This window comes from Acinetobacter sp. XS-4, assembly GCF_023920705.1.
GTDB lineage: Bacteria > Pseudomonadota > Gammaproteobacteria > Pseudomonadales > Moraxellaceae > Acinetobacter.
Map to the genome: position 1 here is coordinate 2838613 of NZ_CP094657.1, position 25982 is coordinate 2864594.

Consider the following 25982-nt stretch of genomic DNA (forward strand, 5'->3'; position numbering starts at 1 on the left):
TAAACAACAACATAAACAGACCCCGATCTATCTTAACTGATTCCCAAACGATCCCATAACTTTTGCAGTCGAGTTGGCGAAATAGGCATCTTAGTTTTCATCGGCTGAGAAAATAAAGAAATGCGGAATTCTTCCAACATCAAATACAATTCTTTGATTTTGGGATCGTTTTTGAATTTAAATACCTTGTCCATCCATGGATCGACATCGTCAATTGCTGCATGATCTCGCTGTAGATTATTTGGCAATCGATCTAAACGCAATAGCAGCGCTTTTAAATATCGTGGATATTCCTGCCAAAGATCGACTGGTTGGCAGTAAACAAAATTACCAAGTGACATTAAATCTAGCTGATCTTCAATATCATCAACGCTACGACCAAATATATCTCGGTCGAGTACCAATAACTGACGGCGAATTTGCTGCCATTGAATATAGATATCACTTAATTGCTCAAGTGCTTGCTGACCATGACTCAAAAATTGCTTTTTGACCTGCTCAAGCAGTTTATTAAATTCATCTGCATTAATTGGCAAAGTTGTAATTGCCATTTGCAACGTTGCATAGACCAACATCTGCTCAAGCTTAGCTTTATCACCCAAAGGTGAATATGCCAAAGCAAGCGGTTTTGAAATCTGCTTTTTCAACTGGCGAACCAAGTCACCAAGCTGCATATGGACCAGACGGATAATCCCTTCACGATGCTGCTTAATGGCTTCAGCCTGATCATTAAAAGTCTGTATAACAACGCCTGAGTCATCTTTAGCTTCAATTTCAGCAAAAGCTTTTGTAGGTACCAAAGCCTGATATTGTTTCACAACAACACCCGTAACTTTATGTGAAGCCTCAAAAGTAAAATTCTCAGGGAAGTTTTTAAACTCACCTTTTTGCTGTTTCACTGGACGATGTGTTTCTACGCGGCAACGCGCTTTTAACTCAGGTAAATCACGACCTTTTGCAATCAACTTACCTTTTTCATCAATCACCTTAATGAAAGGCACCAAATATGGATCAATGCGTTCAAACGAGAAATCTTTGTCAGTAATTTGCTCACCACGTAAGGCAAAAGCTAAATAACTAAAGATATGTTCACGTAAATGTACAGCATCAATGCCTTGCATGAGCTTGCGAGCAGTATCAGGAATAGGCACTACATTACGACGCTTATCTTTAGGTAAAGCTTTCAGTAAAGCCTCAATTAAATCTTGGCGCCAACCCGGAATTCCCCATGACCAGATATTTTCATCAACTTGAGGCAATGCCTGTACAGGAATTTGAACAGTTGCACCATCTTCGTCGTGGCTCGGGTCAAAATGATATGTCGTTGCTAAACGTAGCTGCCCATTGTGTAGATGATCTGGGAATTGCTGTGTTGTTGGTCTGTCATTGAGCCAGAGTGAATCATCTTCAATAAATAAATAACGCGGATGATTTGCTTCTACCGTCGCGCGCCAGTCTTCAAAACTACGACGGCTTGCGATTTCTTCGGGAATCTTAGAGGCATAAAACTGATAAATGGTTTCTTCATCGACGACTAAATCACGGCGACGCAATTTATCTTCAACTCGCTCCACTTCTTCAAGTTTAAGTAAGTTGTGTTTTAAAAATGGTGGAATCGTACCCAAATTACCTGTGGTTAATGCATCACGTAAGAAAATCTCATGCGCAGCGGGCTGATCAACTTTCTCAAAATTAATTAAGCGTTTTGGTTCAATAATTAAACCAAACAACGAAATTTGAGCATAAGCATTTACGATCCCCGCTTTCTTAGACCAATGCGGCTCGAAATAGTGATATTTCAATAAATCACGTGCAGCAAGCAAAATCCATTCAGGGTCAATTTTGGCTAAAGTACGTAAGTACACTTGAGAGGTTTCAACCATCTCAAAAGCCATCACCCAAGAGGTATTGGTTTTGTGCAAAGTACTTGCAGGAAAAACTTTAGCCTTTTGCTGACGCACTGCCATAAAGGTATTTCGTTCATCTGTTTTATTGGCAATAAAAGACAACAAACCTGTCAGCAACGCACGGTGCAAGTTTTCATAGTTCGCAGCTTTTTCATTAAAGCTGAGTTTTAAACCTTCTGCTAACTCAACTAATTGCTGGTGTGTCTGCTTCCACTCACGTAAGCGTAACCAACTTAAAAAATTCTGCTTGGCAAACTGACGTCGTTTATTTTCAGACATGCCAGCTTCACCTTTAGGATTTAAAGTATCCCAAAGTTTCAAATAAAACAGAAAATCTGAATCTGCTTCCTTAAACAAAGCATGCTTTTGGTCGGCCTGCATTTGTTTGTCTGCCGGACGCTCACGCGGGTCTTGAACCGCCAGAGCACTTACCACAATCAAAATTTCTTTGAGCACGCCAAAATGAGCACCGCCCACAATCATACGAGCAAGTCGTGGGTCAATTGGCATACGTGCCATCATTTGCCCGACTTTAGTCAGCTCATTTTTCTTCTCGTTAAGTGCACCTAACTCAATCAGCAACTTCCGTCCATCATTTACAAGTCGGAAATCTGGTGGCTCAATAAAATCAAAGTTTTCTAGCTCACCCAAACCTAAACTGTGCATTTGTAAAATAACAGACGCTAAGTTAGTACGTTTAATTTCAGGCTCAGTAAATTCGGGACGGCTTACGAAATCTTCTTCGCTATATAAACGAATACACACACCCGCAGCAATACGACCACAACGTCCTTTACGCTGATTGGCAGCAGCCTGAGAAATTGCCTCAATTGGTAAACGTTGCACACGTGAACGATAGTTATAACGAGAAATACGGGCAAAACCGCTATCAATTACATAACGAATATTTGGAACTGTAAGTGCAGTTTCGGCCACGTTCGTCGCAATAATAATACGACGGCCTTTACCACCTGGACTAAAAATCTTTTGTTGTTCAGAAACAGCTAAGCGCGCATACAAAGGTAAAATTTCGGTATGTCTTGGCCCGTACTTTTGCAAGGTTTCCTGCAACTCACGAATTTCTTGCTCTGTACTTGAGAAAATTAAAATATCGGCATGTTCAGGATGACCTTTTGCTTCTGCATCAGCAAAGCATTCTTCAACTGCCTGAACGACTGCTCGAGGTAGATTTTCTTCAAAATCATCAAACTCATCGTCATCACTTCCTCCAATATTCATCTCTGAAATTGGGCGATAAAGCACTTCGACTGGATAACTACGCCCTTCCACTTCAAAAATAGGCGCATCATTAAAGTAATTACTAAAACGATTTACATCTAAAGTTGCCGAAGTCACGATAACTTTTAAGTCTGGGCGTTTTGGCAGTAATTGCTTTAAATAACCCATAATAAAATCGATATTGAGTGAGCGTTCATGCGCTTCATCAATAATGATCGTGTCATATTTAGATAAAAAACGGTCATTGCCTAACTCAGCAAGCAAAATACCATCGGTCATTAACCGTACAATTGAATCTTGCGAACCTTGTTCATTAAAACGGATTTTAAAACCAATCGATTCACCGAGCTTTTCGCCGACTTCTTCTGCAATACGCTGAGAAACACTACGTGCAGCTAAACGGCGTGGCTGTGTATGACCAATCATACCGGTTAAGCCACGACCTGCTAGCATTGCAATTTGAGGAAGCTGAGTAGTTTTACCTGAACCTGTTTCACCCGCCACAATAATGACCTGATGCTTTTGAATCGCATCAATTAAACGGTCAGCATATTGAGAAACAGGGAGTTCCTGATTCAGTTTAATTTTAGGGAGACGTTCAAATCGCTGCCTTACTTTGGCATTAGATTGTTCAAATAATTTTTCAATCTCTGCTGTATTGGCTTTTTTATCTTTACGCAAACGATTTAAACGGTAACGATCTCTTGCCATTACCCACTGATCAATATTTAAATCATTCTGCACAGACAAATTTTCCTGAAAATACAACAATCCTCTATTTTACGCTCTAATGTCCTTCAGGTAAAACACTTGGTTTTTTATATATTTTTAATTTTTTAAAATTTTACCCTTGAATTTTGACTAAGTAGACTTCATGTTGTTATGCAAGTTTCTTTTACTATAACTGTCATTTGATTTACATGTTTTTGCAGTCAAATCGAATACAGTGTTTGGGGACTTAAAAATCGTAAATTTATTACTTATTCAATTTTCCGATTTTAGTCATGTAAAAATACTATTTCCCCAATAAAGAATTTTTATTTATTCTACATCTCGTAAACAAGTTTAAATATAAACCTCAATCATGGAGACAATGATGAGCTTGATTAATACTGAAGTTAAACCATTCCAAGCAACTGCTTACCACAACGGCCAATTTGTTGAAGTTAACGAAACTAACCTTAAAGGTAAGTGGTCTGTTGTATTCTTCTATCCAGCTGACTTCACTTTCGTTTGCCCAACTGAACTTGGTGACTTAGCTGACAACTACGCTGAATTCCAAAAACTTGGTGTTGAAATTTATGCTGTATCTACTGATACACACTTCACGCACAAAGCTTGGCATGACACTTCTGAAGAAATCAAAAAAATCCAATATCCATTAGTTGGTGACCCAACTTGGACTCTTTCTAAAAACTTCGACGTTCTTATTGAATCTGAAGGTTTAGCTGACCGCGGTACTTTCGTTATCGATCCAGAAGGTAAAATCCAAATCGTTGAACTTAACGCTGGCGGTATCGGCCGTGACGCATCTGAACTTCTTCGTAAAGTAAAAGCTGCTCAATATGTACACTCTCACCCAGGTGAAGTTTGCCCAGCTAAATGGAAAGAAGGCGAAGCTACTCTTGCTCCATCTATCGACCTAGTTGGTAAAATCTAATTTTTTAGATTAGACCAATACGTCTGAGACCACCCTTTTTAGGGTGGTTTTTTTATTGGTTATTTTTATAAATCTAAGCCTTATTCCATACCCCAATTTTATAGCTAATTTTTTACAATTCTTATACTTATAAATTTATAGCAATATTCATTTATGAATTGTCAGCCTGCTTAACTTAGAGTACTGTCGAATTATGAAACAAAAGAGTTTTATATATGTATTAAAAGATCAAACAAAAGTAGGAGTAGTTATATGGAAAAATCTGTTGTTGTAACCTCTTGGAAATACGATGTTTCTTCACGCTATTTAAAAATTTTCTATAGCAATGGCTCAGGTGAGCTCTACCATCCAGTTCCAGAGTTTATCTACAATAATTTGTTACGTACCAATGATAAAACTGCATTTGTTCACAAATATCTTGAGTTTGATCTGCATTTTAACAGACTCCGTATTTCTGCTTAATCATAAAAAATCAGCCCGCTGGGCTGATCTGTTTTATATCTTTTGGCTATTAAGCCGCGTCATTTTGCTCAATATATTTCTCTAGCATTTTTTCCTTCACATCTACATGCATATTGATTTTACTAAGGTCACCCTTATAGTGCTCGACAACGCGATCATCCATAATTTTTGACCACCAAGATGGAATAAATGCAGGCAAAATCATTGCACCATAACCCGCTGGTAATTGCGGTGCATCTTCAAAGTGACGTAAGGTCTGAAAGCTGCGAGTTGGATTAGCATGATGATCTGAATGGCGTTGTAATTGATACAAAAACAGATTGGTTACTACATTATTATTGTTCCAGCTGTGCTCTGGCAAAGTACGTTCATATTGGCCATTTTCTTTCTTTGCACGCTTTAAACCATAATGTTCAATATAATTCACCGATTCAAATAAAGTTACTGCATACGCAGCTTGGGTAACTTGAAATGGAATTGAACGCGCACCAAATTTCGCAAACATGGCTGCATGATAAACAGCAGACATTGCCCAGCCATGAATCAGCTCATTTTCCTTACAGAAGAAAGGTAATTTCTTACGTTCTAAACGATTTTTTTCAATTTCAATCGCCGATTTAAAGCTGCCAATTACAGTACGCGGTAAAAACTTCCAAAAGGTTTCACCAAATTGTGAAGATGCTGGGTCTTCAGGTGTCGCAACGCGGCGGTGGTGTCCATAAGGGTGTTCAATTCGGAAATGGTTATAACCCGATGGTGCTAACGCTAAATGCGATAAATAATGTTCAAGCTGCCCATTCTTGTGGCTAAGTTCATGTGCAGTATTAATGGCAATCCCATTGACCATTCCCACCAAAGTTCCAAGTAAAACCTGATCAGCAAGAGGTGTATTTTTACGACTGGCTAAATATGCCCCATAGATATTGGTCGCATATTGCAAAGGAATAAAAAGTTTAACAATGCGAGCGTAATACGGATCTGCTTCTAAATCCGCGATTGCGTCTAATGGCGGATTTTCCTTGTCTTCCCCAATCAGTTTATCTAATGCCGGAATAACACCATGAATAAATAATGGCCCAAATGAAGCAAAGAACTTTTTAGTTTTTTTAGGACCAAATTGATAGCCTGCTAGCCCACCCATTGCAATAGTCGGTACAGCCAAACCCAATAGCCATAAATGACGTTTTTTATCCTTAAATGTTGTTGTCGCTTGCTCGACATCCAGTTGAGTATGCATATTCATTAGAGACTCCAATCAAACACAAAATGTTTTGCTTGAATTGATTGTGCTCGTTCATAGCCCCTCTATATTATCATTTTAAGACTTGCTATTATCATTTTAAGACTTTGCTGAGTTTTTCTTGTGCAGAAGCAACAGATCCCTGTTATTCCATCACGTTATTATTTACGGCTGATTGAAATTTTAATCGGCACGCATCAATACGATAATGATTTACTGAGGGCATTCCAACAAGAACTATCAAAAACAGAATTATTATCGATTCAACAAATTGAACAATTTATTGAAATGGGTTTAAGTCTGCCCAATACCCAAGACTTAGCCTTTGAACTGGGTAAAAATATCAAGCTCAGCTCACATAGTCTGGTCGGCTATGCACTAATGACCAGTCCTAATCTGGAACATGCACTTAGGCTAATTGCACAATATTTTAGACTGATTATGCCGAGTTTTAAGCTCAGCATTCAGTTTCCGGCCAATCAGCAAAAGGTTGAACTATTATTTGAACCGATTTTGCAGATGAATAAGCAATGTTTGGCCTTTCATATTGAAGCGATTGCCGTGGCCTTTTACTACAGCTTGTTAGAATTGGCAGGTCAGCAATTACAACGCTACCAAGTGTATTTGAGCGTTCCAGAGCCTAGCTATCAAGAACGTTACATATCCTTAGTAAAAGCCAATTTCCACTTTAACTATACGTGGCTTTCAGGTATCCGCGTGGTGATTGATCAACAACAATTAGCACTTCCCTTACCTTTAGCTGATGCACATAGTTTAAAAATAGTTGAACAACGCTGTCAGGAACAAATCCAGAAGATCTATCATCAGGGTGAAATTGTTGAATGGGTCAGCATGATGCTGCGACAAGCCAACCAAGTCCCAACCCTAATGGAGTGTGCTAAAGTATTAAATATTTCTACCAAAACCTTGCAACGCTATTTACAGCAGCAAGGCGTTGAATTTCAAGTTTTAAAGCAACAGATCAGCACTGAGCGTGCCATTGATTTATTAGAGAATTCTATCTTTACCATTACCCATATTGCCTATGAATTGGGCTATTCCAACCCTGCCAATTTCACCCGTGCATTTAATAAAGTACAGGGCTGTAGTCCACAAGCTTATCGGCAAGCATATCTCAAGAAAGTGAACCTACTTCAGAACCACCATACATAAGCCTGCTCCAACAGGTAAAATTGTGCTCATAAAATTTTCATCTTTTTTAATTAAAGATAAGAATGAACTTACTTCAGCCGCATGTGAAATAATCTTATCTATAATAAGGACACCACCTTTGGGCTTCATCAGACGCTTTAAATCAGGCCAATAATTCTCGTAAGCATTACGCTCAGCATCTAACAAAATAAAATCAAACGTTTCCTGAGCTTCTTTTAAATAATCAGCGGCATCCCCTATCCAAAAATCAACGACTTCATTTAATGCCAGTTCAGTAGCATGGCGTTTCGCCTCTCTACTACGACTGGCATCAATTTCAAGTGTCGTTACTTTTCCATGAGTCGCTTGTGCAGCCTCAGCAAGCCATAAAGTAGAATAACCTGTTGACGTACCGATTTCTAAAATTGATTTGGCTTGCTGCATTCGAATAAATTGCGATAGTAGTTTTGCAGACTCAGCCTCAATATTTCGATAGCGTAGCAAGCGATCTGACTGTTGGGCATCGTGTCGTTTAAAGGTGTCATATAAATCTGCAACTCTTTGTAAGAAAAAAGTATTTGGCATATCTTTACCCTTTAAAATCGTTATTTTATATGACAGCCGTTTGAGTTAAGTGCTTTGAATTAACTTGAACCGCGGTACGATACTTCCGTCAGCCATTTGAACCGTTTCAGTAAACATATCTAATGGACGTACCCAAGTCGAATAGTCACCATAAAGACACTGATAAACCACGAGTTGCTCTTCAGTTTCACTGTGTTTTGCCACAGAAAAAACTTGATAGAGATTACCTTTATAATGCTGATAAATGCCGCGTTGCAATGACATGAAAGTACCTTTTAATGTTATGACATAAAATCTTTACAGCCATATAACATATATAAATTTTTAAATACTTTCACTTTAAAAGATAAAAAAGAGTAATAAAGACTACCTAAAGGCAAATTGCACTTTAACTTCTTGATATTATTTATAAGTGCCCATCAACATTCAAAAAACCGATTAAATCTATAAAAACATACTGTTTCACCTATTCTGTGTTTTAACGTACTATGCATCTATTGAAAGAATTTGGATGCATTGGAGTAAAAACAGATGTTAGATCAAAACATTAAAACTCAATTAAAAGCTTACTTAGAACGTTTAGAAAGTCCAATCGATTTAGTGGCTGCTTTAGATCAATCAGATAAAGCTGCTCAAATTAAAGAATTAGTAACGGAAATCGCTGAGCTTTCTGACAAAGTGACTGCCCGTTTTGATGGCAACAATACACGTCGTCCAAGCTTTGGTGTGGCTAAAGCAGGCGAACAACCTCGTGTGTTCTTTGCTGGCTTACCAATGGGCCATGAGTTTACATCTTTGATCTTGGCACTGTTACAGGTGTCTGGCTATGCACCTAAAGTGTCGAATGAAGTGCTCAACCAGATTAAAGGTTTAAACCTCAAAGCAAACTTTGATGTGTTTGTATCGCTCAGCTGTCATAACTGTCCGGATGTGGTACAGGCGCTTAACCTGATTGCGATTTATAACCCGAACACAACAGCAACCATGATTGATGGTTCATTCTTCCAAGACGAAGTTGAACAACGCAAAATCATGGCTGTACCAATGGTGTTCCAAGACAATGAGCACATTGGCCAAGGTCGTATGACCCTTGAAGAGATTGTGGCAAAACTTGACACCAACTCAGCTGAAAAAGATGCAGCAGCACTTAATGCCAAAGATGCTTTTGATGTATTGGTGATTGGTGGTGGTCCTGCGGGTGCAACAGCAGCAATCTATGCTGCACGTAAAGGTATTAACACGGGTATCGTGGCTGAACGCTTCGGTGGTCAAGTGATGGATACCATGGACATTGAAAACTTCACGTCTGTACAAAAGACTCAAGGTCCTAAGTTTGCTGCCGAAATGGAAGCACACGTTCGTGAATACGATGTTGATATCATGAACTTGCAACGTGTCAGCAAAATCACAGGTGCAAACCAAACGATCAATGGTCTGGTTGAAGTTGAACTTGAAAATGGTGCAAAACTTGAATCGAAAACTGTGATCCTTTCAACAGGTGCACGTTGGAGAGAAATGAATGTACCGGGTGAGCAAGAATACCGTACCCGTGGTGTCGCGTACTGCCCACACTGTGATGGTCCATTGTTCAAAGGCAAACGTGTTGCGGTGATTGGTGGTGGTAACTCAGGTGTTGAAGCGGCAATTGACCTTGCAGGGATTGTTGAGCATGTGACTTTGGTTGAGTTCGACACAAAACTTCGTGCAGACCAAGTTTTGCAAAACAAATTACATAGCTTGCCAAATACAACTGTAATTATGAATGCCTTAAGTACAGAAGTGTTAGGTGACGGATCACAAGTGACTGGTCTTAAATATAAAGACCGTGCAACTGATGAAGAGCATGTAGTTGAACTTGCAGGGATCTTTGTACAGATTGGCTTACTGCCAAATACTGACTTCTTAAAAGACAGTGAAGTTGAGTTAACCAACCGTGGTGAGATCATGGTGAATGATCGCAACGAAACCAATGTCAAAGGTGTATTTGCTGCGGGTGACTGTACAACTGTGCCTTACAAGCAAATCATTATTGCCACAGGTGAAGGTGCTAAAGCATCCCTCTCTGCGTTTGATTACATCATCCGTTCTGGACAATAAAATTGAGTCAAACCAGTACGATTTAACCAAAGCCTAGCATTACAAAATGCTAGGCTTTTTTAATATTGGAGTTACAACTCTTTAACAATTTTCGATCTTTATTAATCAGTTAGTTTATGTTTATATTTTAGACATCCATAATTTTGGATGCCATGAATTAGAAGGAAAACACAATGAATAAATTACTTGTTGCTTTAGGTCTTGCTGCGACCGTTGCCCTAGTTGGATGTAATAAAGATAAAGCTCCAGAAACAGGTGCGACAACGGGTGAACACTTAGAAAATGCTGCTCAACAAGCAACTGCAGATATCAAATCTGCTGGTGACAAAGCTGCAAGCGATATTGCTACTGCAACTGATAATGCTACTGCAAAAATCGATGCTGCAACTAACCATGCTGCTGATGCAACCGCTGAAGCTGCTGCAAAAACTGAAGCGACTGCTCGTAAAGCAACTGCTGATGCAGCCCAAGCTGTTGAAAATACTGCTGCTGATGTGAAAAAAGATGCTCAACACTAACCATCTTTAGCATAAAAAAAGCCCCTGTTCATACAGGGGCTTTTTATTAAAGTCTAAAAAACTGATTAAGAAATTAGACCTTCATCACGCATCGCAATTTGTACAGATTGACGTTCTGCTACCTTATTACGTAGTGCAATAATATGTTTATACGGTGTTAAATCATGCTCAATTGAGTTTGACCAGTTTGTTAAAACAAATAGATAAGCATCTGCTGGGCCAAAATTATCATTTACTAAATAATCATAATCAGATTCAGACAAATAGTTATCGATATATTTTAAAAGACGATCAATTTCTGCATAAGCTTTGGTTTTTTCATCAGTTGTTAACGGAGCCCCAAAGAAGACTGCATAAGCATCATGTAATTCAGAGTTCAAATATCCCAACCACTCCAATACTTTCGCACGGCCCATCCCTGATGGAGGAATTAAATCTTGTTTAGGGTCATGCTGAGCAAGAAACGGTAAAATCGCAACGTTTTCAGTTAACATTAAACCCGGATTAATTTCTAAAGCTGGTACATATCCTTTTGGATTAATCTCGTAATAATCTGCGCCTTTTTCTGTTTTATGAGTTTTTAAATTTACCCGTTCTAAGTCAAAATCAACATTAATTTCATTTAAAATAATATGTGCAGCTAAAGAACATGCGCCTGGCGAATAATATAATTTCATATCTGATCCTTGTTATCTCATATTAACGTTTTAAATTGCTTCTAGAAAACCTGCAAGGTTTGCCCAATTCTTTAATTGTAAAAAAGCGTAAACTTATAAAATACTTACACCATCTAATATTCTTCAAAAAGTCATTCCTTGCAAGTTGTCTTGCGTGACGATTGTTTAAAATATGATAAAACACATTTGCGTCACGCAATTTTTCCGTTAATTACGCTTAAAAAGCTGACTAAGCCAGTTCACTAATTCAGTTAATAAATCAAAAATCCCATTTTTCTTATCATCGTCAGGATGACTTGAGTCCTTTCCATTTAAATCTAGATCGACAATTACAGGGTCATGATCTGAAGAACGATAAGCATCTTCACCATAGAACAATGCCTTTTGCTCATCCGTTTTATATTCTTCGTTGTAATCTAGAACCGTTGGCTCATCTGCATTAATATGCCATGCAAAGGTTCTGACCACTTTTGGATATAAAGCTGCATCAGCAATTGCATGGTCTAGGTTACCTGCTCCACCATTACCGTTGGCATCACTCGCAACACCAAAAACATAACTATATGCCTGAGTACCTTGACCGACCTTAGCGTCATTAAGTAAAACTTTATAGTTCGCTTTTTCAAATGACAAAATAGGTTCTTCTTTTGCGTAACTGTTCATATCCCCTACAAGTAAAGCATTTTGCTTTTGCACTTGAGTTGGATTTTTCGCTAACCACTGCACAATTTGATCAACGGCTTTCACACGAGTTGGGTTCCAGCAGCCTTGACCATCTTTTTGGTCTGCGTCAGTAGAGTTCGCATCTACTCCAGTACAGCCCTTTGACTTCAAATGGTTTGGAATAACGGTAAATGTTTTATTGCCACGAACTGCTTGGAAACTTTGCGCCAAAGTTGTTCGGTTCTTGTCGCCTAAATCAAGCACGACAGGTTTATTTAAAGGCTTAACACGTTTGCTGTTATAGATAATAGCAACTGCGATTGCATCACCACCTAAACGGTCTAAGTTTTCAGGAACCACATATTTCCAATCGCTACCTAAAGCTTTGGTCAAATTGGCAATTGCACTATTAGGCCCATAACCATTGTTCGCAATTTCCATTAAACCGTACACATCGGCATCAATTGCTTTTAATGCACTCACAATTTTACGATGCTGTTTATCAAACTCAGCTTGTGTTGTCGCACCACGCTCTGTTGGGAAACCTGTTGCACCATTGTCATAGTTCAAAACGTTAAATGAAGCTACACGAATGTGATTCGCATTTTTAGTAAGGACGCTTTGACGCGGGTTTGTTTGAGTAATAACTTCAGGCTGATTACGTCCAAGCACAGGTTGTACACGCCAACCATTAAAACGATATTCTAAAATACCTTCAGCATTTTTAAGTTGATAACCAGAACGTAGCGTATTGGCAGCACTAAAATTGCTTGGTAGCCACGGTGTACGGTTTTGATTGTTATAGCCATCATCAAAAATAATTTTCGATAATAAATTTTTCTGAGCTAGAGCTTTAGCTTCTGGCGACAAGGCTGGATATAAATTAGTTGGGATATATAAACGGCCTAGACTCAGCGATAACTCACCATAACGACCGTAATTGTAGTTCTCGCTCACCGTTAAAGTCTGAGGTAATTTGACTAACATACCTTGATAACGCTGCGGAGAATTGGTTGAGCCACTCGTTAAACTAGTAAACGGGAGTTCAAGGCTAATCGGCTGAACCTGATTTGCCATATTGCTATTACAGGTTTGAATATCTTGTTGTAATTGATCTATTTGTAGCTGATTTTGATAGCTCGTTAAACGACCACGCAAAATAACTTCATCGCCAACTTGCCCACCTTTTACAGTACTGCTATTTGGAATATAAACAAAAATCGCATTGCTGACATTTGCACGTGCTTTCGTGTCTGGTGTCTGAACATAAAAACCAGAGAAACCATTGGTATAACGATAGTCAGCTGTAATCACACCACGGACAGTATAAGTCTGCTCTTGAGTTGCTGTCGCCAAGTCAGCAATAGCTGTATCTGAGCTTGAGCAACTTACGGTTTCAACAGGAGGCTGAGTTGTAGAACCTGATAAATTTGAAAAGTCATTTCGGTTTGCCCATGCCGACCATGAATGGTCCAAATCAAATGCTGCGGTTGCATCAACACTTAAAGCTGGGTTTTCTGTTTCAATACGCTTAAAACTATTTCCCAAGCTTGAAACTGCCGTCCCCCATCCCACTGCTGGACGCTCACCAATGCGGCCAAAACGGTCTACAGGCGTTCCTTTATAAACAAGTACAACCGCATCATCTCCATTAAAAGATAAAGCAGCGACTTGATTTACTTTACTTCCAAGCTCAGTTTGTAACTCTGAGCGCCCCACTAAAAACTTCTGCTTACTCGCGAGCGTGCCTTGTAAACGAAAAGCCACAGTCTTTGCTGTACCACCATTATTAAATTGTTGAATCTCATAATCGGCTAAATTAACTGTAGCGCCATCTGGATTATAAATTTCCAAGCCTTTTTTATTGCTGCTGCCGTCAACATATTGACTAAACATGAGCTGCGCTTGAGCAACTGAGCTATATGAAAATGCACCTAATGCACTTAAAAAGACCGAAAGTGTTCTTAATTGAAAAGTTTTCATGAGTAAAAGTGTTCATATGAGTTTTAATTAGTCTCTTAGAGTAAATATTGATCATGACATCTACATGAAGAAAAACACCGAAACATTTGACTTGATCACCTGAAGACTTAAAATACCGCTTTTGAATTTCAATATTGCCAAGGTTATGTCGATCGATCAGTTAGAAACGCAAATTGCAGACTTAGACAATTTGCCTGAACACCGTGAAATTGTGACGTTTATGCGTCGCTCAGCACCACTTAATACGTCTCAACGCACGGCATTAGAACAACATCTCGATTTAATTTTGGAATATCCTGTTGGCGACTTACGTCAACACTTCGAACACCCAGAGCGTCCATTAACTGTTGAAATCGGTTTTGGTATGGGGCGTTCGTTAGTACTTATGGCAAAAGCAAACCCTGAACGCAACTATGTGGGTATTGAAGTCCATGTACCTGGTATTGCTCAATGCCTATATGAAGCAGGTATAGCAGAAGTTAAAAACTTACGTGTACTTGATGCAGATGCAATTCAGGTTTTACGTGAAATGCCAGACAACAGTATTAACTGCGTTCAGCTTTACTTCCCAGACCCTTGGCAAAAGAAACGTCATTTTAAACGCCGTTTTGTTGCTCATGAGCGTATGCCATTGGTTGAACAAAAACTTGAGCTTGGCGGTACGTTCCATGCTGCAACAGATTGGGAACCGTATGCAGAATGGATACTAGATGTATTAGATAACCGTCCAGATCTTGAAAACTTGGCAGGTAAAGGTAATAGCTATCCTCGCCCAGACTGGCGCCCAGTCACTAAGTTCGAACGCCGTGGTATTGAGTCAGGTCATAAGATTAATGACTTTATCTTTAAAAAGATTAAGTAAAATTTGACTACCAGATAGCGAAAAAATGAGGGCATTAAATATTAGTATTTAATGCCCTTAATGTTTTGAAATTATTTAAAAAGTTAAGATAAAACCAAAATACTTTTGGTCTTATCACCCTAATTTTTAAATAATAATTTGTTGGTTATTGATTAGATCATTTAAACTAGCGTTTGTATTATTCAGTGTTAACAACAATGAACTGCTATACGTCGTTCCTACTCCATCCCTATCAATATACAACTGTGTATTTGAACCACTCACAATCGTTTTGATAAATGGTTCTAAACTAGTAAAATTATAAGTGCCTGAATAACCAATCAATAAATCGCCAATATCAATTTTGTCTGCGTTTGTATTTGAAGTCGTATTACCCATAGTGAAATCAGACCAGGCATCTGTACCATTTCCACCAAGAGCATCAGATTGAACTAATAATTGATATAAGGCGGTATCAGCCCCCGTTCCGCCGGTAAGTTGATCATTTCCTCCTTGTCCATCCAAAATGTCATTACCAGCTCCACCATTTAAAGCATTTACTCCACTATTACCTGTAAGTGTATTATTTAATGTATTACCTGTTGCATTGATGGCTGTTGAACCAGTTAAAGTTAAATTTTCCAAATTACTACCTAATGTATAAGTAATAGAACTCAGAACCGTATCTATACCTTCACTAGCATTTTCTGTAACAGTATCACCTGAATTATCAATTACATAAGTATCATTACCTATACCGCCCAGTAATTTATCAGCACCAACTCCTCCATCCAGATAATCATCACCTGCACCTGCTGTTAAAGTGTTAATTGCACTATTACCAGTCAGTACATTATTAAGTGTATTACCCTTAGCGTTAATAGCACTTGTTCCTGTCAGGATTAAATTTTCCACATTATTACTTAATGTTAGAGACACTGAACTTCGTATAGTATCAGTACCTTCATTAACATTTTCAGTAATTACATCACTTATATTATCAACAATATAGGTATCATTGCCTAGTCCACCTAGTAATTTATCTGCACCTACACCACCATCCAGATAGTCATCACCAGCGCCTCCTGTTAGAGTATTGATAGCACTATTTCCTGTTATGGTGTTATTCAGTGTATTTCCTGTTCCGTTGATTGCAGTTGTGCCAATTAATGTGAGATTTTCCACATTATTTGCTAATGTATAAGTAACACTACTTTGAACAGTATCTGTACCTTCATTAAGGCTTTCACTAACAATGTCGGTTGCATTATCTATAATATAGATATCATCACCTTTTCCGCCGTACATTGTGTCGTTACCAGCCCCACCATTTAGAGTATCATTGCCAGATTGTCCATAAAGAATATCATTACCAGCTTGTCCTGTTATTGTGTCATTACCAGATGCCCCATATAAGGTATCAGCATTACTTGTTCCATTTATGGTCTGGTTCTGCACCATAAATGTTAACTTAAACACATCAGAAACCAATTGGTTAGCAATATCTTTTACTGTGATTTTAATATTTAACGGTACTGTATTATCAGGTGAAGTACCACTCAACACTCTTGTAGTTGGGTTGAAACTAAGCCACGATGGTAATGGAGAGCCATCTTCTAAGGTAGCCGAATACGTTAATGTATCGCCATCTGGATCTTTAAATGTTGTTGTTGGGATTGTATAACTAAATGCTTTAGCATCCGTCACGCTTTGATCTGCAATTGCATTTAACAATGTTGGGGCTTGGTTCGGCAGACTAACTTTTAAATTAAATGAAGTTGCGGTCCCGTAACCATACATATCTGTTCCCCAATAAAAGAACGATAAGTTGCCAGTCACATTTGTAGGTGGTTTTCCAGATAAAGTTTGTGTTGCGGCATCAAAACTTAACCATGATGGGATAGCTTGATATTGCCCACTACCATCTTTAGTCGTTAAGGTAATTTTGTAACTCAAAGAATCCCAGCTATCCTGATCAACAATAATATTATTAGCAAATTTATAGCTAAATTCAGTTCCCTGATTACTTGTAATTAAAGGTATAGCTGCATTCACAGTTGGAGCATGGTTTGTTAAAGCTCTATTAACCAATGCATCAATATCATTGGTACCCCAAACGTCTCCAGAGTCAAAAATAATCTGGTCCATTTTATATGTTGTATCTTCGGTATCTACAGCATAATAATTTGAAAGCCAAATATGATCATTTGTACCTTTAAAACTAAGATATACACTATCGCCATATTTTTGAGCAGATATATCATTAGCTGAATAACCTTGAATTTTTAATATATTTAAGGCATCAATGCTATCTGCAAAACTATAGATATCTGTGCCTCCACCTTTAACGAAAATATAGGTATCATTCCCTGCTAACCCATCAATATAATTATCCTGTTCATTTCCAATAATGATATTATCAAGATCATTACCAAATCCTGTTTTAGCATTACCTTTTAAAATTAGATTTTCTATATTATTTTCTAATATTTTATAACTATCTGTTAATACAGGATTTCCATTTTCATCCTGACCAATAAAACGAGCATCTTGCCAACGCTCAATAGTATCTATTCCACCATCAACATCCTCAACAACTTGATCTCCGTCTATAATGTAAGTATTACCATTCCCATCAGTTTCAATAGTTTCGGTTGTATCAGCAACATAATAATCATTACCTGAGCCACCCTGCATAAAGTCACTACCAGCACGGCCATCGATAAAGTTGTCACCGGCATTACCAATAAGCTTGTTATCAGAAGTATTCCCATAAATACTTAAATTTTGATTACCTAACAATGTCACAGCTTCTAAGTAACCTAAACTTAGATCTATATTTTGTGAAATATGAATTATGTCATAACCGCCATTCGGGTCATTTTCTTCATAAGTATCTTGCTCATCAACAATAAAAGTATCATCACCCGAGCCACCGACAAGATGATCTGTCCCAGTTCCACCATCTAAATAAGCTCCAGCATTTCCAGCCTTCAATATGTCATTTCCATCTCCTCCATATAATTCACCACTACCTGTTAACAAATCACTTCCATCTCCACCATAGACTTGAGCATTCTGATATCTAACATTAATAATATCATTACCATCTCCTCCATACAGCCTATCTCTTTGATAAAAATTACTATTATTGGTTAAATTTAAATTATTAATATCATAATTATAAATTGTATCATTACCTATACCACCGTAAACTTCGTCTAAAGCATTAATATCAGTTGCAATGATATAATCATCTCCATATTCGCCATAAACAAGACTTTCTCCAAGTCCTGTATAGATATAGTCATCACCTCCATTTGCATAAATAGTATCTTTACCTAATTGAGTTAAACCATAAATTTTATTATCGGTTTGATCATATTTTGATACAACTTTACCCTGCTCCATAAAATCAGAAAATGATAACTTTGTTTCGATAAATTCCTTATAGTTAAAAGCAGTTACTGCACGATAAGAAACTGTTCCAGAAATAAAAACATCCATATTATTTTTAATTTTATCTATTTCATCCATTCCAAAAATATTTTGAATTTTAAAATAAATATCATTATCTTTTAATAGAGAAATTTCTCCCTTTATTGCATCATATTCTATATCTGCTAAACGGTTACTAAATTTAGTATATTGATATTGACTTAAACTTGAATTTGATGAGTACTCTGTATATGAAGTTAAATTAGCAGTATTTTCATTAGGCTGGCTAACAAGCCACTTAGTAATTCCGCTTTCACTTTGAGACCACTTAAAATACATTTGATTTGCATCAACTATAATTTTACCAGCATAATCTAAATCAATAATATTTCCACCACTAGTTACATAGGTGTCGTAACCATAGCCACCACTCAATACTACTCCACTACCATTTCCTTTTAATAAATCATCCCCCTCACCTCCATAAGCAACATTATTCAAACCACCATTAATATTAATAGAGTCATTTCCATTACCACCATATATTGAAGAATTTACAACATTATCAATATAAACTTTATCATCCCCATTACCAGAATCAACAATATAACTTCCATTAACAACATTAACTACATCATTTCCATCCGCAGAATTTATATAGTAATTATATTCATCTCTTATATAAATTGAATCATTATAATCACTACCTTTTTTAACTTCCTCAACAATATATTTAAAATCAAAACTCTTATCCACCACCTCAATACTTTCATAGTAATTTTCACCTTTACTATAAGAGTATGGGTCATTTGTAAAAAATGATCTAATAGTAAGCGAATCACTAGAACCTTTTATTTGCAAAACAAGATCTTTTAAATCAAACCCACCTCTAATAAAAACGACCTCATCAGCATAAATATTATTTAGTAAAACTTTATTTAGATTATCAATACTATTAGTATCAATTATTATATCTTTTCCAAAACCTCTATCAAAAATATACGTATCACTTCCATCTCCTCCATATAATTCATCATTTCCAGCTCCACCCTTTAAATAATCATTTCCATTTCCGCCATATAGTAAATCACTATCATCTCCACCATCTAAATCATCATTATTCTCCCCCCCATAAAGTATATCTTTTCCAATACCGCCATAAAGGGAATCCAAACCAGTATTACCATAGATAGTATCATCACCCCCTTTACCAAAAAGAGTCGCCCCATCTTTAAAAGCCCTTAAAGTATCAGCACTTTCTGTACCTAATAAGGTTAATTTTTTTATATCATTAATGTCTAATATTGTATTGTCAGAGAATTTAATCTTATCAATTCGATAACTTCCAAGAGCTTCTTTTTCAAAATAGTTCCTAACAGTAATACTATTTTTAATATCAATAGTCTGAATGATTAAATCATTATCATTTCTATGAAACTCAAAATCTTTTTGTGTTAATCCATCTATAAAAGAAATAATATCTTGACGATTTTGCTCATAATCATAGTTATAGATTATATCATGACCAAAATTTAAGCCAAAAATATAACTATCATTACCAAAACCACCATCCAGATAGTCATTACCAGAACCACCTGTTAATACGTCGTTCCCAGCATAGCCATACAATGTATCGTTCCCTGCTAACCCTTCAAGATGGTCTGCACTATTATATCCCTGCAGAATATCGTTTTCTGCCGTTGCTGCCAGCACCTTTGCCTTAATCGTGGCAACATCCCAGATCGTGCCATCTATAAAGACAATCTGGTCGATTCGACCTCCAGATTCAAAGTCATTATTAAAATGATCTCGAACAATGATCTGATCTTCCTCTGAGTATTTAATAATCAGATTATTGTCATTACGTTTAACACTTACTGACGAGGCTTGAATACCTTCATTGAAAATGATCTGGTCTATCTTGAGATTATTATTTTCATAACTGTTGATCGTATCCTGGCCGTCACCCAGATTGAATACATAACTGTCATTGCCAGCTCCACCATACAGATAATCATTACCAGAACCACCTGTTAATACATCGTTCCCAGCATAACCATACAATGTATCATTCCCCGCCAACCCTTCAAGATGGTCTGCACTGTTATATCCCTGCAGAATATCGTTCCCGGCAGTCGCTGCCAGAACCTTTGCCTTGATCGTGGCAACATCCCAGATCGTGCCGTCTATAAAGACAATCTGGTCGATTCGACCCGCTGCCTCTCCATTACTATCGAAATAGCCACGGACAGTAATCTGGTCTTGCTCTGAGTATTTAACAATCAAATCATTAGCATCACGGTTAACACTTACAGACGAGGCTTCAATTCCCTCATTAAAGATAATCCGGTCTATCTTGAGATTATTATTTTCATAACTGTTGATCGTATCCTGGCCGTCGCCCAGATTGAATACATAACTGTCATTGCCAGCTCCGCCATCCAGATAGTCATTACCAGAACCACCTGTTAATACGTCGTTCCCAGCATAACCATACAATGTATCGTTCCCTGCTAATCCTTCAAGACGGTCTGCACTATTATATCCCTGCAGAATATCGTTTTCTGCCGTTGCTGCCAGCACCTTTGCCTTAATCGTAGCAACATCCCAGATCGTGCCATCTATAAAGACAATCTGGTCGATTCGACCTCCAGATTCAAAGTCATTATTAAAATGATCTCGAACAATGATCTGATCTTCCTCTGAGTATTTAATAATCAGATTATTGTCATTACGTTTAACACTTACAGACGAGGCTTGAATACCTTCATTGAAAATGATCTGGTCTATCTTAATGTTATTATATTCATAACTGTTGATCGTATCCTGGCCGTCACCCAGATTGAATATATAACTGTCATTGCCAGCTCCACCATACAGATAATCATTACCGGAACCACCTGTTAATACATCGTTCCCAGCATAGCCATACAATGTATCGTTCCCTGCTAATCCTTCAAGACGGTCTGCACTATTATATCCCTGCAGAATATCGTTCCCGGCAGTCGCTACCAGCACCTTTGCCTTGATCGTAGCAACATCCCAGATCGTGCCGTCTATAAAGACAATCTGGTCGATTCGACCCGCTGCCTCTCCATTACTATCGAAATAGCCACGGACAGTAATCTGGTCTTGCTCTGAGTATTTAACAATCAGATCATTAGCATCACGGTTAACACTTACAGATGAGGCTTGAATACCTTCATTGAAAATGATCTGGTCTATCTTGAGATTATTATTTTCATAACTGTTGATCGTATCCTGGCCGTCGCCCAGATTGAATACATAACTGTCATTACCAGTTCCACCATCCAGATAGTCATTACCAGAACCACCTGTTAATACGTCGTTCCCAGCATAGCCATACAATGTATCGTTCCCTGCTAATCCTTCAAGACGGTCTGCACTATTATATCCCTGCAGAATATCGTTTTCTGCCGTTGCTGCCAGCACCTTTGCCTTAATCGTGGCAACATCCCAGATCGTGCCGTCTATAAAGACAATCTGGTCGATTCGACCCGCTGCCTCTCCATTACTATCGAAATAGCCACGGACAGTAATCTGGTCTTGCTCTGAGTATTTAACAATCAGATCATTAGCATCACGGTTAACACTTACTGACGAGGCTTCAATTCCCTCATTAAAGATAATCCGGTCTATCTTGAGATTATTATATTCATAACTGTTGATCGTATCCTGGCCGTCACCCACATTGAATACATAACTGTCATTGCCAGCTCCACCATCCAGATAGTCATTCCCGAAACCACCTGTTAATAAGTCATTGCCAGCATAGCCATACAATGTATCGTTCCCTGCTAATCCTCCAAGACGGTCTGCACTATTATATCCCTGCAGAATATCGTTCCCGGCAGTCGCTACCAGCACCTTTGCCTTGATCGTAGCAACATCCCAGATCGTGCCGTCTATAAAGACAATCTGGTCGATTCGACCCGCTGCCTCTCCATTACTATCGAAATAGCCACGGACAGTAATCTGGTCTTGCTCTGAGTATTTAACAATCAAATCATTAGCATCACGGTTAACACTTACAGACGAGGCTTCAATTCCCTCATTAAAGATAATCCGGTCTATCTTGAGATTATTATATTCATAACTGTTGATCGTATCCTGGCCGTCGCCCAGATTGAATACATAACTGTCATTGCCAGCTCCGCCATCCAGATAGTCATTACCAGAACCACCTGTTAATACATCGTTGCCGACATCGCCATAAAGTCTATCATCATGCTGATTACCTTCTAAGTAATCATTGCCAATGCCACCATAAATCGTATCATTACCAATACCACCATAAACTGTATCATCTCCACCTAAAGCAGTAATATTGTCATTACCACCAAAAGACCTCATTACATCATTTTGTTCCGTACCAGTTAGATTATCATCTAAGACGTAAATTGATTCTAATAATAAGCCTCTTAAATTTTCGTCAGTAATTTCTTGAGCTTTTAGAGAAAATTGTTCAAATAACTCTTTATATAGAACATCATGATTAGGATCTAAACCATGTACAATTAACTGGAATTGCTCAATTTCAATCTTTCCTAATTGATTATTCTGCAAAAATAATTCTGTTAACCTTTCAATTGCTAAATTAAAATCTCCATGCCAAATTGTATCTACATGCTTCCAAGCCGCATTTAATACAATTGATTCAGGATGAGGTGTTGGTGCTTTCCCATCCCAACTGCTTTGTTGGATGGTTGCATATGGGTTTGAACCTATCACAGGTAATCTTATCGTTGTTTCATAGATTCTTTCCTCTTGAAATAAGATTAGATCTATGAAATCTTTTTTTGTTGTTTGACTCAACAATTGACTATATGCATTTTTTAAAACTTTTTGATAAAAAGCTTCTAACTCTCTTGCTGCTGAATGATGTGGAGGCCATCCACTCCACTCAGTACTTTTGCCCAATAATACTTTTAAAATTTCAAATTGCTGTTTACTCATTCCTTCTTGAGAATAAGTTGTGGCTGTGTCAGATATATTTTGATTATTAGTCCAATATAATAAAATTTGATGAGTAAGAGATAATTGTTCATCAACCGCTGCTGTCGCAAACTTACTCACCAATGACTTTAATATTCCTGTTGTATCATTTGCTATTACTGTATGTAATGAAGCGACAGAACCATAACCTGGTAAATCAGGTAATACTAAAATATCTAGAGGTATACCTGTTTCACTACTCATTTTACCTTGCCAAACTGTATTTGAGGTATTTACTTCAAATAGCAAAGTTTCAGCGAGTCCTATTTTTTTAATTAACTCTCCATTTACCAATATTTCTTGTTCAAAAGTAGCTTTATTAGTATGAACAACTTTATTTTCATCTGTAACATCTATATTTTTATTATTAACTGAAATTGATTTAACACCTAACTCAGATAAACTAGAGAGCTCATTTGTCTGAGAGATGCCATCCTGATTTAAATCTTTCCAAATTTTTAACTGACTATAAACCTCATCTTTCTCATTTATTATTTTATCTTTATTTTCATCATATTGAGCTAATGCTTGAAATCCATCAATAGCCTTATTACCATTCGCTAATAAAGTATCAGTACCAAAAAGTTCTCCACCATTATCAATCTCATTATTTTTATTTAAATCCAGTACAACAAACCCATCCTGTGGACTAATCCAAGATGTTTTTTCTGCAAATTTATTACCATCCAAATCAAAATTGACACCTTGTGTTAATTCAACTGTATTAATTTTACCATCAAAGTTTAGATCTAAAGTCAAGGGGTCTGAACGTGTAGGTGGATTATGAGGTGGTTTAAAAGGTGGTGGTGGTGGTGGTATATCTTTATAAACTGTCACATAAAACTTAATTCCCAAGTCAGTATCATTTTTACTTCTTGTATCTAAAGCTTCTGTAGTTAAATCTTTATATTTAAAATTAATATCACCAGTAACAATATATCTTACATACTTATCTGTTCTAGCAATCTCAACCAATCTTCCAGTTGTTTTATCATTAATATCATAACCATTTTTGCTAAAATCTAAAGTTGGAGGTGGCGATAAGCTATCAGATTGATAACGCATTTCGGCGCCGAGCAAATTTTTATTATCATAATATAAGATACCTTTACCGTCACTATCATTTACAATAACCGTACCACCCACCTTATATGTATCAAATCCTTCATTACCCTCTAAATGCCCTATTCCACCAAAAAGAAAGCTTTTATTGTAGTGAAGAATATCATTACCTTTTCCACCATAAAGAAAATCACTCTCCCCACCACGAGCAGTTAAATCATTTTCTTTATCTCCAGCATATAGAATATCATTCCCAGCACCACCATATATTTTGTCATCTCCTCCATTTCCAACCAAGATATCGCTTTCTGATCCACCATATAAGTAATCATTTCCTACCCCTCCATATAAAGCATTAGACCCGGTGTCATTAGAGTCATCTTTTGAATTTGCATATAGATAGTCATTTCCATGTCCACCATATAATGTATCTGTTCCACTTCCTCCAAATAAATAATCATCTCCGAATTCACCTTTCAGAGTATCTACACCACTAAATCCGTAGATATAATTATCACCACTTTGCCCTTCTAAAATATTGTTAGAATCATTACCGACTAATACTAAATCGCCAAGAATGTTATTTAAAATTTTAAAATCTAAACTTTTATTAATATCCACATAATAAATATCATTACCATTTATATCTTTAGGTGTAGTTATTCCGCTATCTAAAATATATTTCATCACCCCTTCAAACATTGCTATTTGGCTAAGATCAATATTACCTATTCCAAAATTATCTTTGACCCGCTCGTTATAAGTTTCTCTAATATTTTCATTACTATTTTTTTGAGCATAAAATTCTGCAGAGGTTAAGCTACTAATTACTGGTGCTTCACCTGTAAAAACTAATTTGACAGTTCTACCAAGACCTGAGCGGTCCAACAACTCCTCAGTCATATTATTTGTAATATCTGCTACTGCTGTAGTACTTTCATAATTAAAGTCATCATTTACAGCACTTATTTGTAAATTTTTTATTTGTTTTGAGCCATCTGAATTAACGATAAAACTCATCGATTCCCAATTGAAAGAAAACTTAGTACTCCCATGTACATAAGATCTCTGAGCATAATCAGCAGAATGAATATCCATCTGATATTGATAAATATCAAATTTTGAATTAATAGTTGGTCTTTCAGATTCTGGCTTAGATGCATATAAAATATCTACCAAGCTTTTAAAGCTATAAGTTCCAGCGGGTAAATTTGCTAATTTTGAGTCAAAAAATTTGTTAAATAAAGGCACCATATCGACTGTAGCATATCTACCCGCACCCACGGTCATATATTCATATTGATCAATTTCCTTTTCAAAGACATCATCATTTTCTCTAATCCATTTTGGATCAACTAACTCAGTTGATGAAGGCATAGTTTCCTGCCCCCAAAGGTATTGAGTTAGGATTTGTTTAACACTTGGAATTGTACTCATTTTTA

General features: G+C 37.2%; 13 protein-coding genes. 6 read left to right on the forward strand and 7 right to left on the reverse strand.

Features of this window, described 5'->3' with window-relative positions; translation table 11 throughout:
- Window positions 1–32: 32 nt before the first annotated feature.
- Complete coding sequence (gene hrpA / locus MMY79_RS13315; RefSeq protein ID WP_252609286.1) at window positions 33–3890, reverse strand: ATP-dependent RNA helicase HrpA; 3858 nt, start codon at window positions 3888–3890, stop codon at window positions 33–35.
- A 352-nt stretch (window positions 3891–4242) separates the two neighbouring features.
- Here hrpA and ahpC point away from each other — a divergent pair, with 352 nt between their 5' ends.
- Window positions 4243–4806, forward strand: a complete 564-nt coding sequence (gene ahpC / locus MMY79_RS13320) for an alkyl hydroperoxide reductase subunit C (RefSeq protein WP_016138759.1) — start codon at window positions 4243–4245, stop codon at window positions 4804–4806.
- Between the two features lie 252 nt (window positions 4807–5058).
- Window positions 5059–5268, forward strand: a complete 210-nt coding sequence (locus MMY79_RS13325; RefSeq protein WP_004793625.1) for a KTSC domain-containing protein — start codon at window positions 5059–5061, stop codon at window positions 5266–5268.
- A gap of 49 nt (window positions 5269–5317) precedes the next feature.
- Here MMY79_RS13325 and MMY79_RS13330 read toward each other — a convergent pair whose 3' ends face one another.
- Window positions 5318–6511 (reverse strand): alkane 1-monooxygenase, encoded by a 1194-nt coding sequence (locus MMY79_RS13330; RefSeq protein WP_252609288.1) that lies wholly within the window; start codon window positions 6509–6511, stop codon window positions 5318–5320.
- A 120-nt stretch (window positions 6512–6631) separates the two neighbouring features.
- Here MMY79_RS13330 and MMY79_RS13335 point away from each other — a divergent pair, with 120 nt between their 5' ends.
- Window positions 6632–7681, forward strand: a complete 1050-nt coding sequence (locus MMY79_RS13335) for an AraC family transcriptional regulator (protein ID WP_252609290.1) — start codon at window positions 6632–6634, stop codon at window positions 7679–7681.
- Here MMY79_RS13335 and MMY79_RS13340 read toward each other — a convergent pair.
- Complete coding sequence (locus MMY79_RS13340) at window positions 7658–8245, reverse strand: class I SAM-dependent methyltransferase (RefSeq protein ID WP_252609292.1); 588 nt, start codon at window positions 8243–8245, stop codon at window positions 7658–7660. The two genes, MMY79_RS13335 and MMY79_RS13340, sit on opposite strands and share 24 nt — an antisense overlap.
- A gap of 45 nt (window positions 8246–8290) precedes the next feature.
- Complete coding sequence (locus MMY79_RS13345; RefSeq protein ID WP_049837791.1) at window positions 8291–8509, reverse strand: DUF1653 domain-containing protein; 219 nt, start codon at window positions 8507–8509, stop codon at window positions 8291–8293.
- A 267-nt stretch (window positions 8510–8776) separates the two neighbouring features.
- On the opposite strand from MMY79_RS13345, the gene ahpF reads away from it, so the two are divergent.
- Entirely contained in the window at window positions 8777–10342 is a 1566-nt protein-coding gene (gene ahpF, locus MMY79_RS13350; protein ID WP_252609294.1) for an alkyl hydroperoxide reductase subunit F, read from the forward strand.
- A gap of 173 nt (window positions 10343–10515) precedes the next feature.
- On the forward strand, window positions 10516–10860 hold the full coding sequence (locus MMY79_RS13355) for a hypothetical protein (RefSeq protein ID WP_252609297.1): 345 nt from the start codon (window positions 10516–10518) through the stop codon (window positions 10858–10860).
- 65 nt (window positions 10861–10925) lie between these two features.
- On the opposite strand, the gene MMY79_RS13360 is transcribed toward MMY79_RS13355, so the two are convergent.
- Window positions 10926–11537: a glutathione binding-like protein gene (locus MMY79_RS13360; protein WP_133974516.1), complete on the reverse strand. Its 612-nt coding sequence runs from the start codon at window positions 11535–11537 to the stop codon at window positions 10926–10928.
- Window positions 11538–11744: 207 nt separating this feature from the next.
- Entirely contained in the window at window positions 11745–14183 is a 2439-nt protein-coding gene (locus MMY79_RS13365) for an ExeM/NucH family extracellular endonuclease (protein ID WP_252609300.1), read from the reverse strand.
- A 145-nt stretch (window positions 14184–14328) separates the two neighbouring features.
- Between MMY79_RS13365 and trmB the strand changes: the two genes are divergently transcribed.
- On the forward strand, window positions 14329–15045 hold the full coding sequence (gene trmB / locus MMY79_RS13370; protein WP_252609302.1) for a tRNA (guanosine(46)-N7)-methyltransferase TrmB: 717 nt from the start codon (window positions 14329–14331) through the stop codon (window positions 15043–15045).
- 126 nt (window positions 15046–15171) lie between these two features.
- Here the strand turns inward: trmB and MMY79_RS13375 are convergent, their stop codons facing one another.
- Complete coding sequence (locus MMY79_RS13375; RefSeq protein WP_252609304.1) at window positions 15172–25977, reverse strand: calcium-binding protein; 10806 nt, start codon at window positions 25975–25977, stop codon at window positions 15172–15174.
- Window positions 25978–25982 lie beyond the last annotated feature (5 nt).

Coding starts and splice junctions, on each gene's coding strand:
- MMY79_RS13355 (WP_252609297.1), top strand. CDS start 10,516: ATGAATAAATTACTTGTTGCTTTAGGTCTTGCTGCGACCGTTGCCCTA.
- MMY79_RS13325 (WP_004793625.1), top strand. CDS start 5,059: ATGGAAAAATCTGTTGTTGTAACCTCTTGGAAATACGATGTTTCTTCA.
- ahpF (WP_252609294.1), top strand. CDS start 8,777: ATGTTAGATCAAAACATTAAAACTCAATTAAAAGCTTACTTAGAACGT.
- MMY79_RS13360 (WP_133974516.1), bottom strand. CDS start 11,537: ATGAAATTATATTATTCGCCAGGCGCATGTTCTTTAGCTGCACATATT.
- ahpC (WP_016138759.1), top strand. CDS start 4,243: ATGAGCTTGATTAATACTGAAGTTAAACCATTCCAAGCAACTGCTTAC.
- MMY79_RS13345 (WP_049837791.1), bottom strand. CDS start 8,509: ATGTCATTGCAACGCGGCATTTATCAGCATTATAAAGGTAATCTCTAT.
- MMY79_RS13340 (WP_252609292.1), bottom strand. CDS start 8,245: ATGCCAAATACTTTTTTCTTACAAAGAGTTGCAGATTTATATGACACC.
- MMY79_RS13375 (WP_252609304.1), bottom strand. CDS start 25,977: ATGAGTACAATTCCAAGTGTTAAACAAATCCTAACTCAATACCTTTGG.
- trmB (WP_252609302.1), top strand. CDS start 14,329: ATGTCGATCGATCAGTTAGAAACGCAAATTGCAGACTTAGACAATTTG.
- MMY79_RS13330 (WP_252609288.1), bottom strand. CDS start 6,511: ATGAATATGCATACTCAACTGGATGTCGAGCAAGCGACAACAACATTT.
- MMY79_RS13365 (WP_252609300.1), bottom strand. CDS start 14,183: ATGAAAACTTTTCAATTAAGAACACTTTCGGTCTTTTTAAGTGCATTA.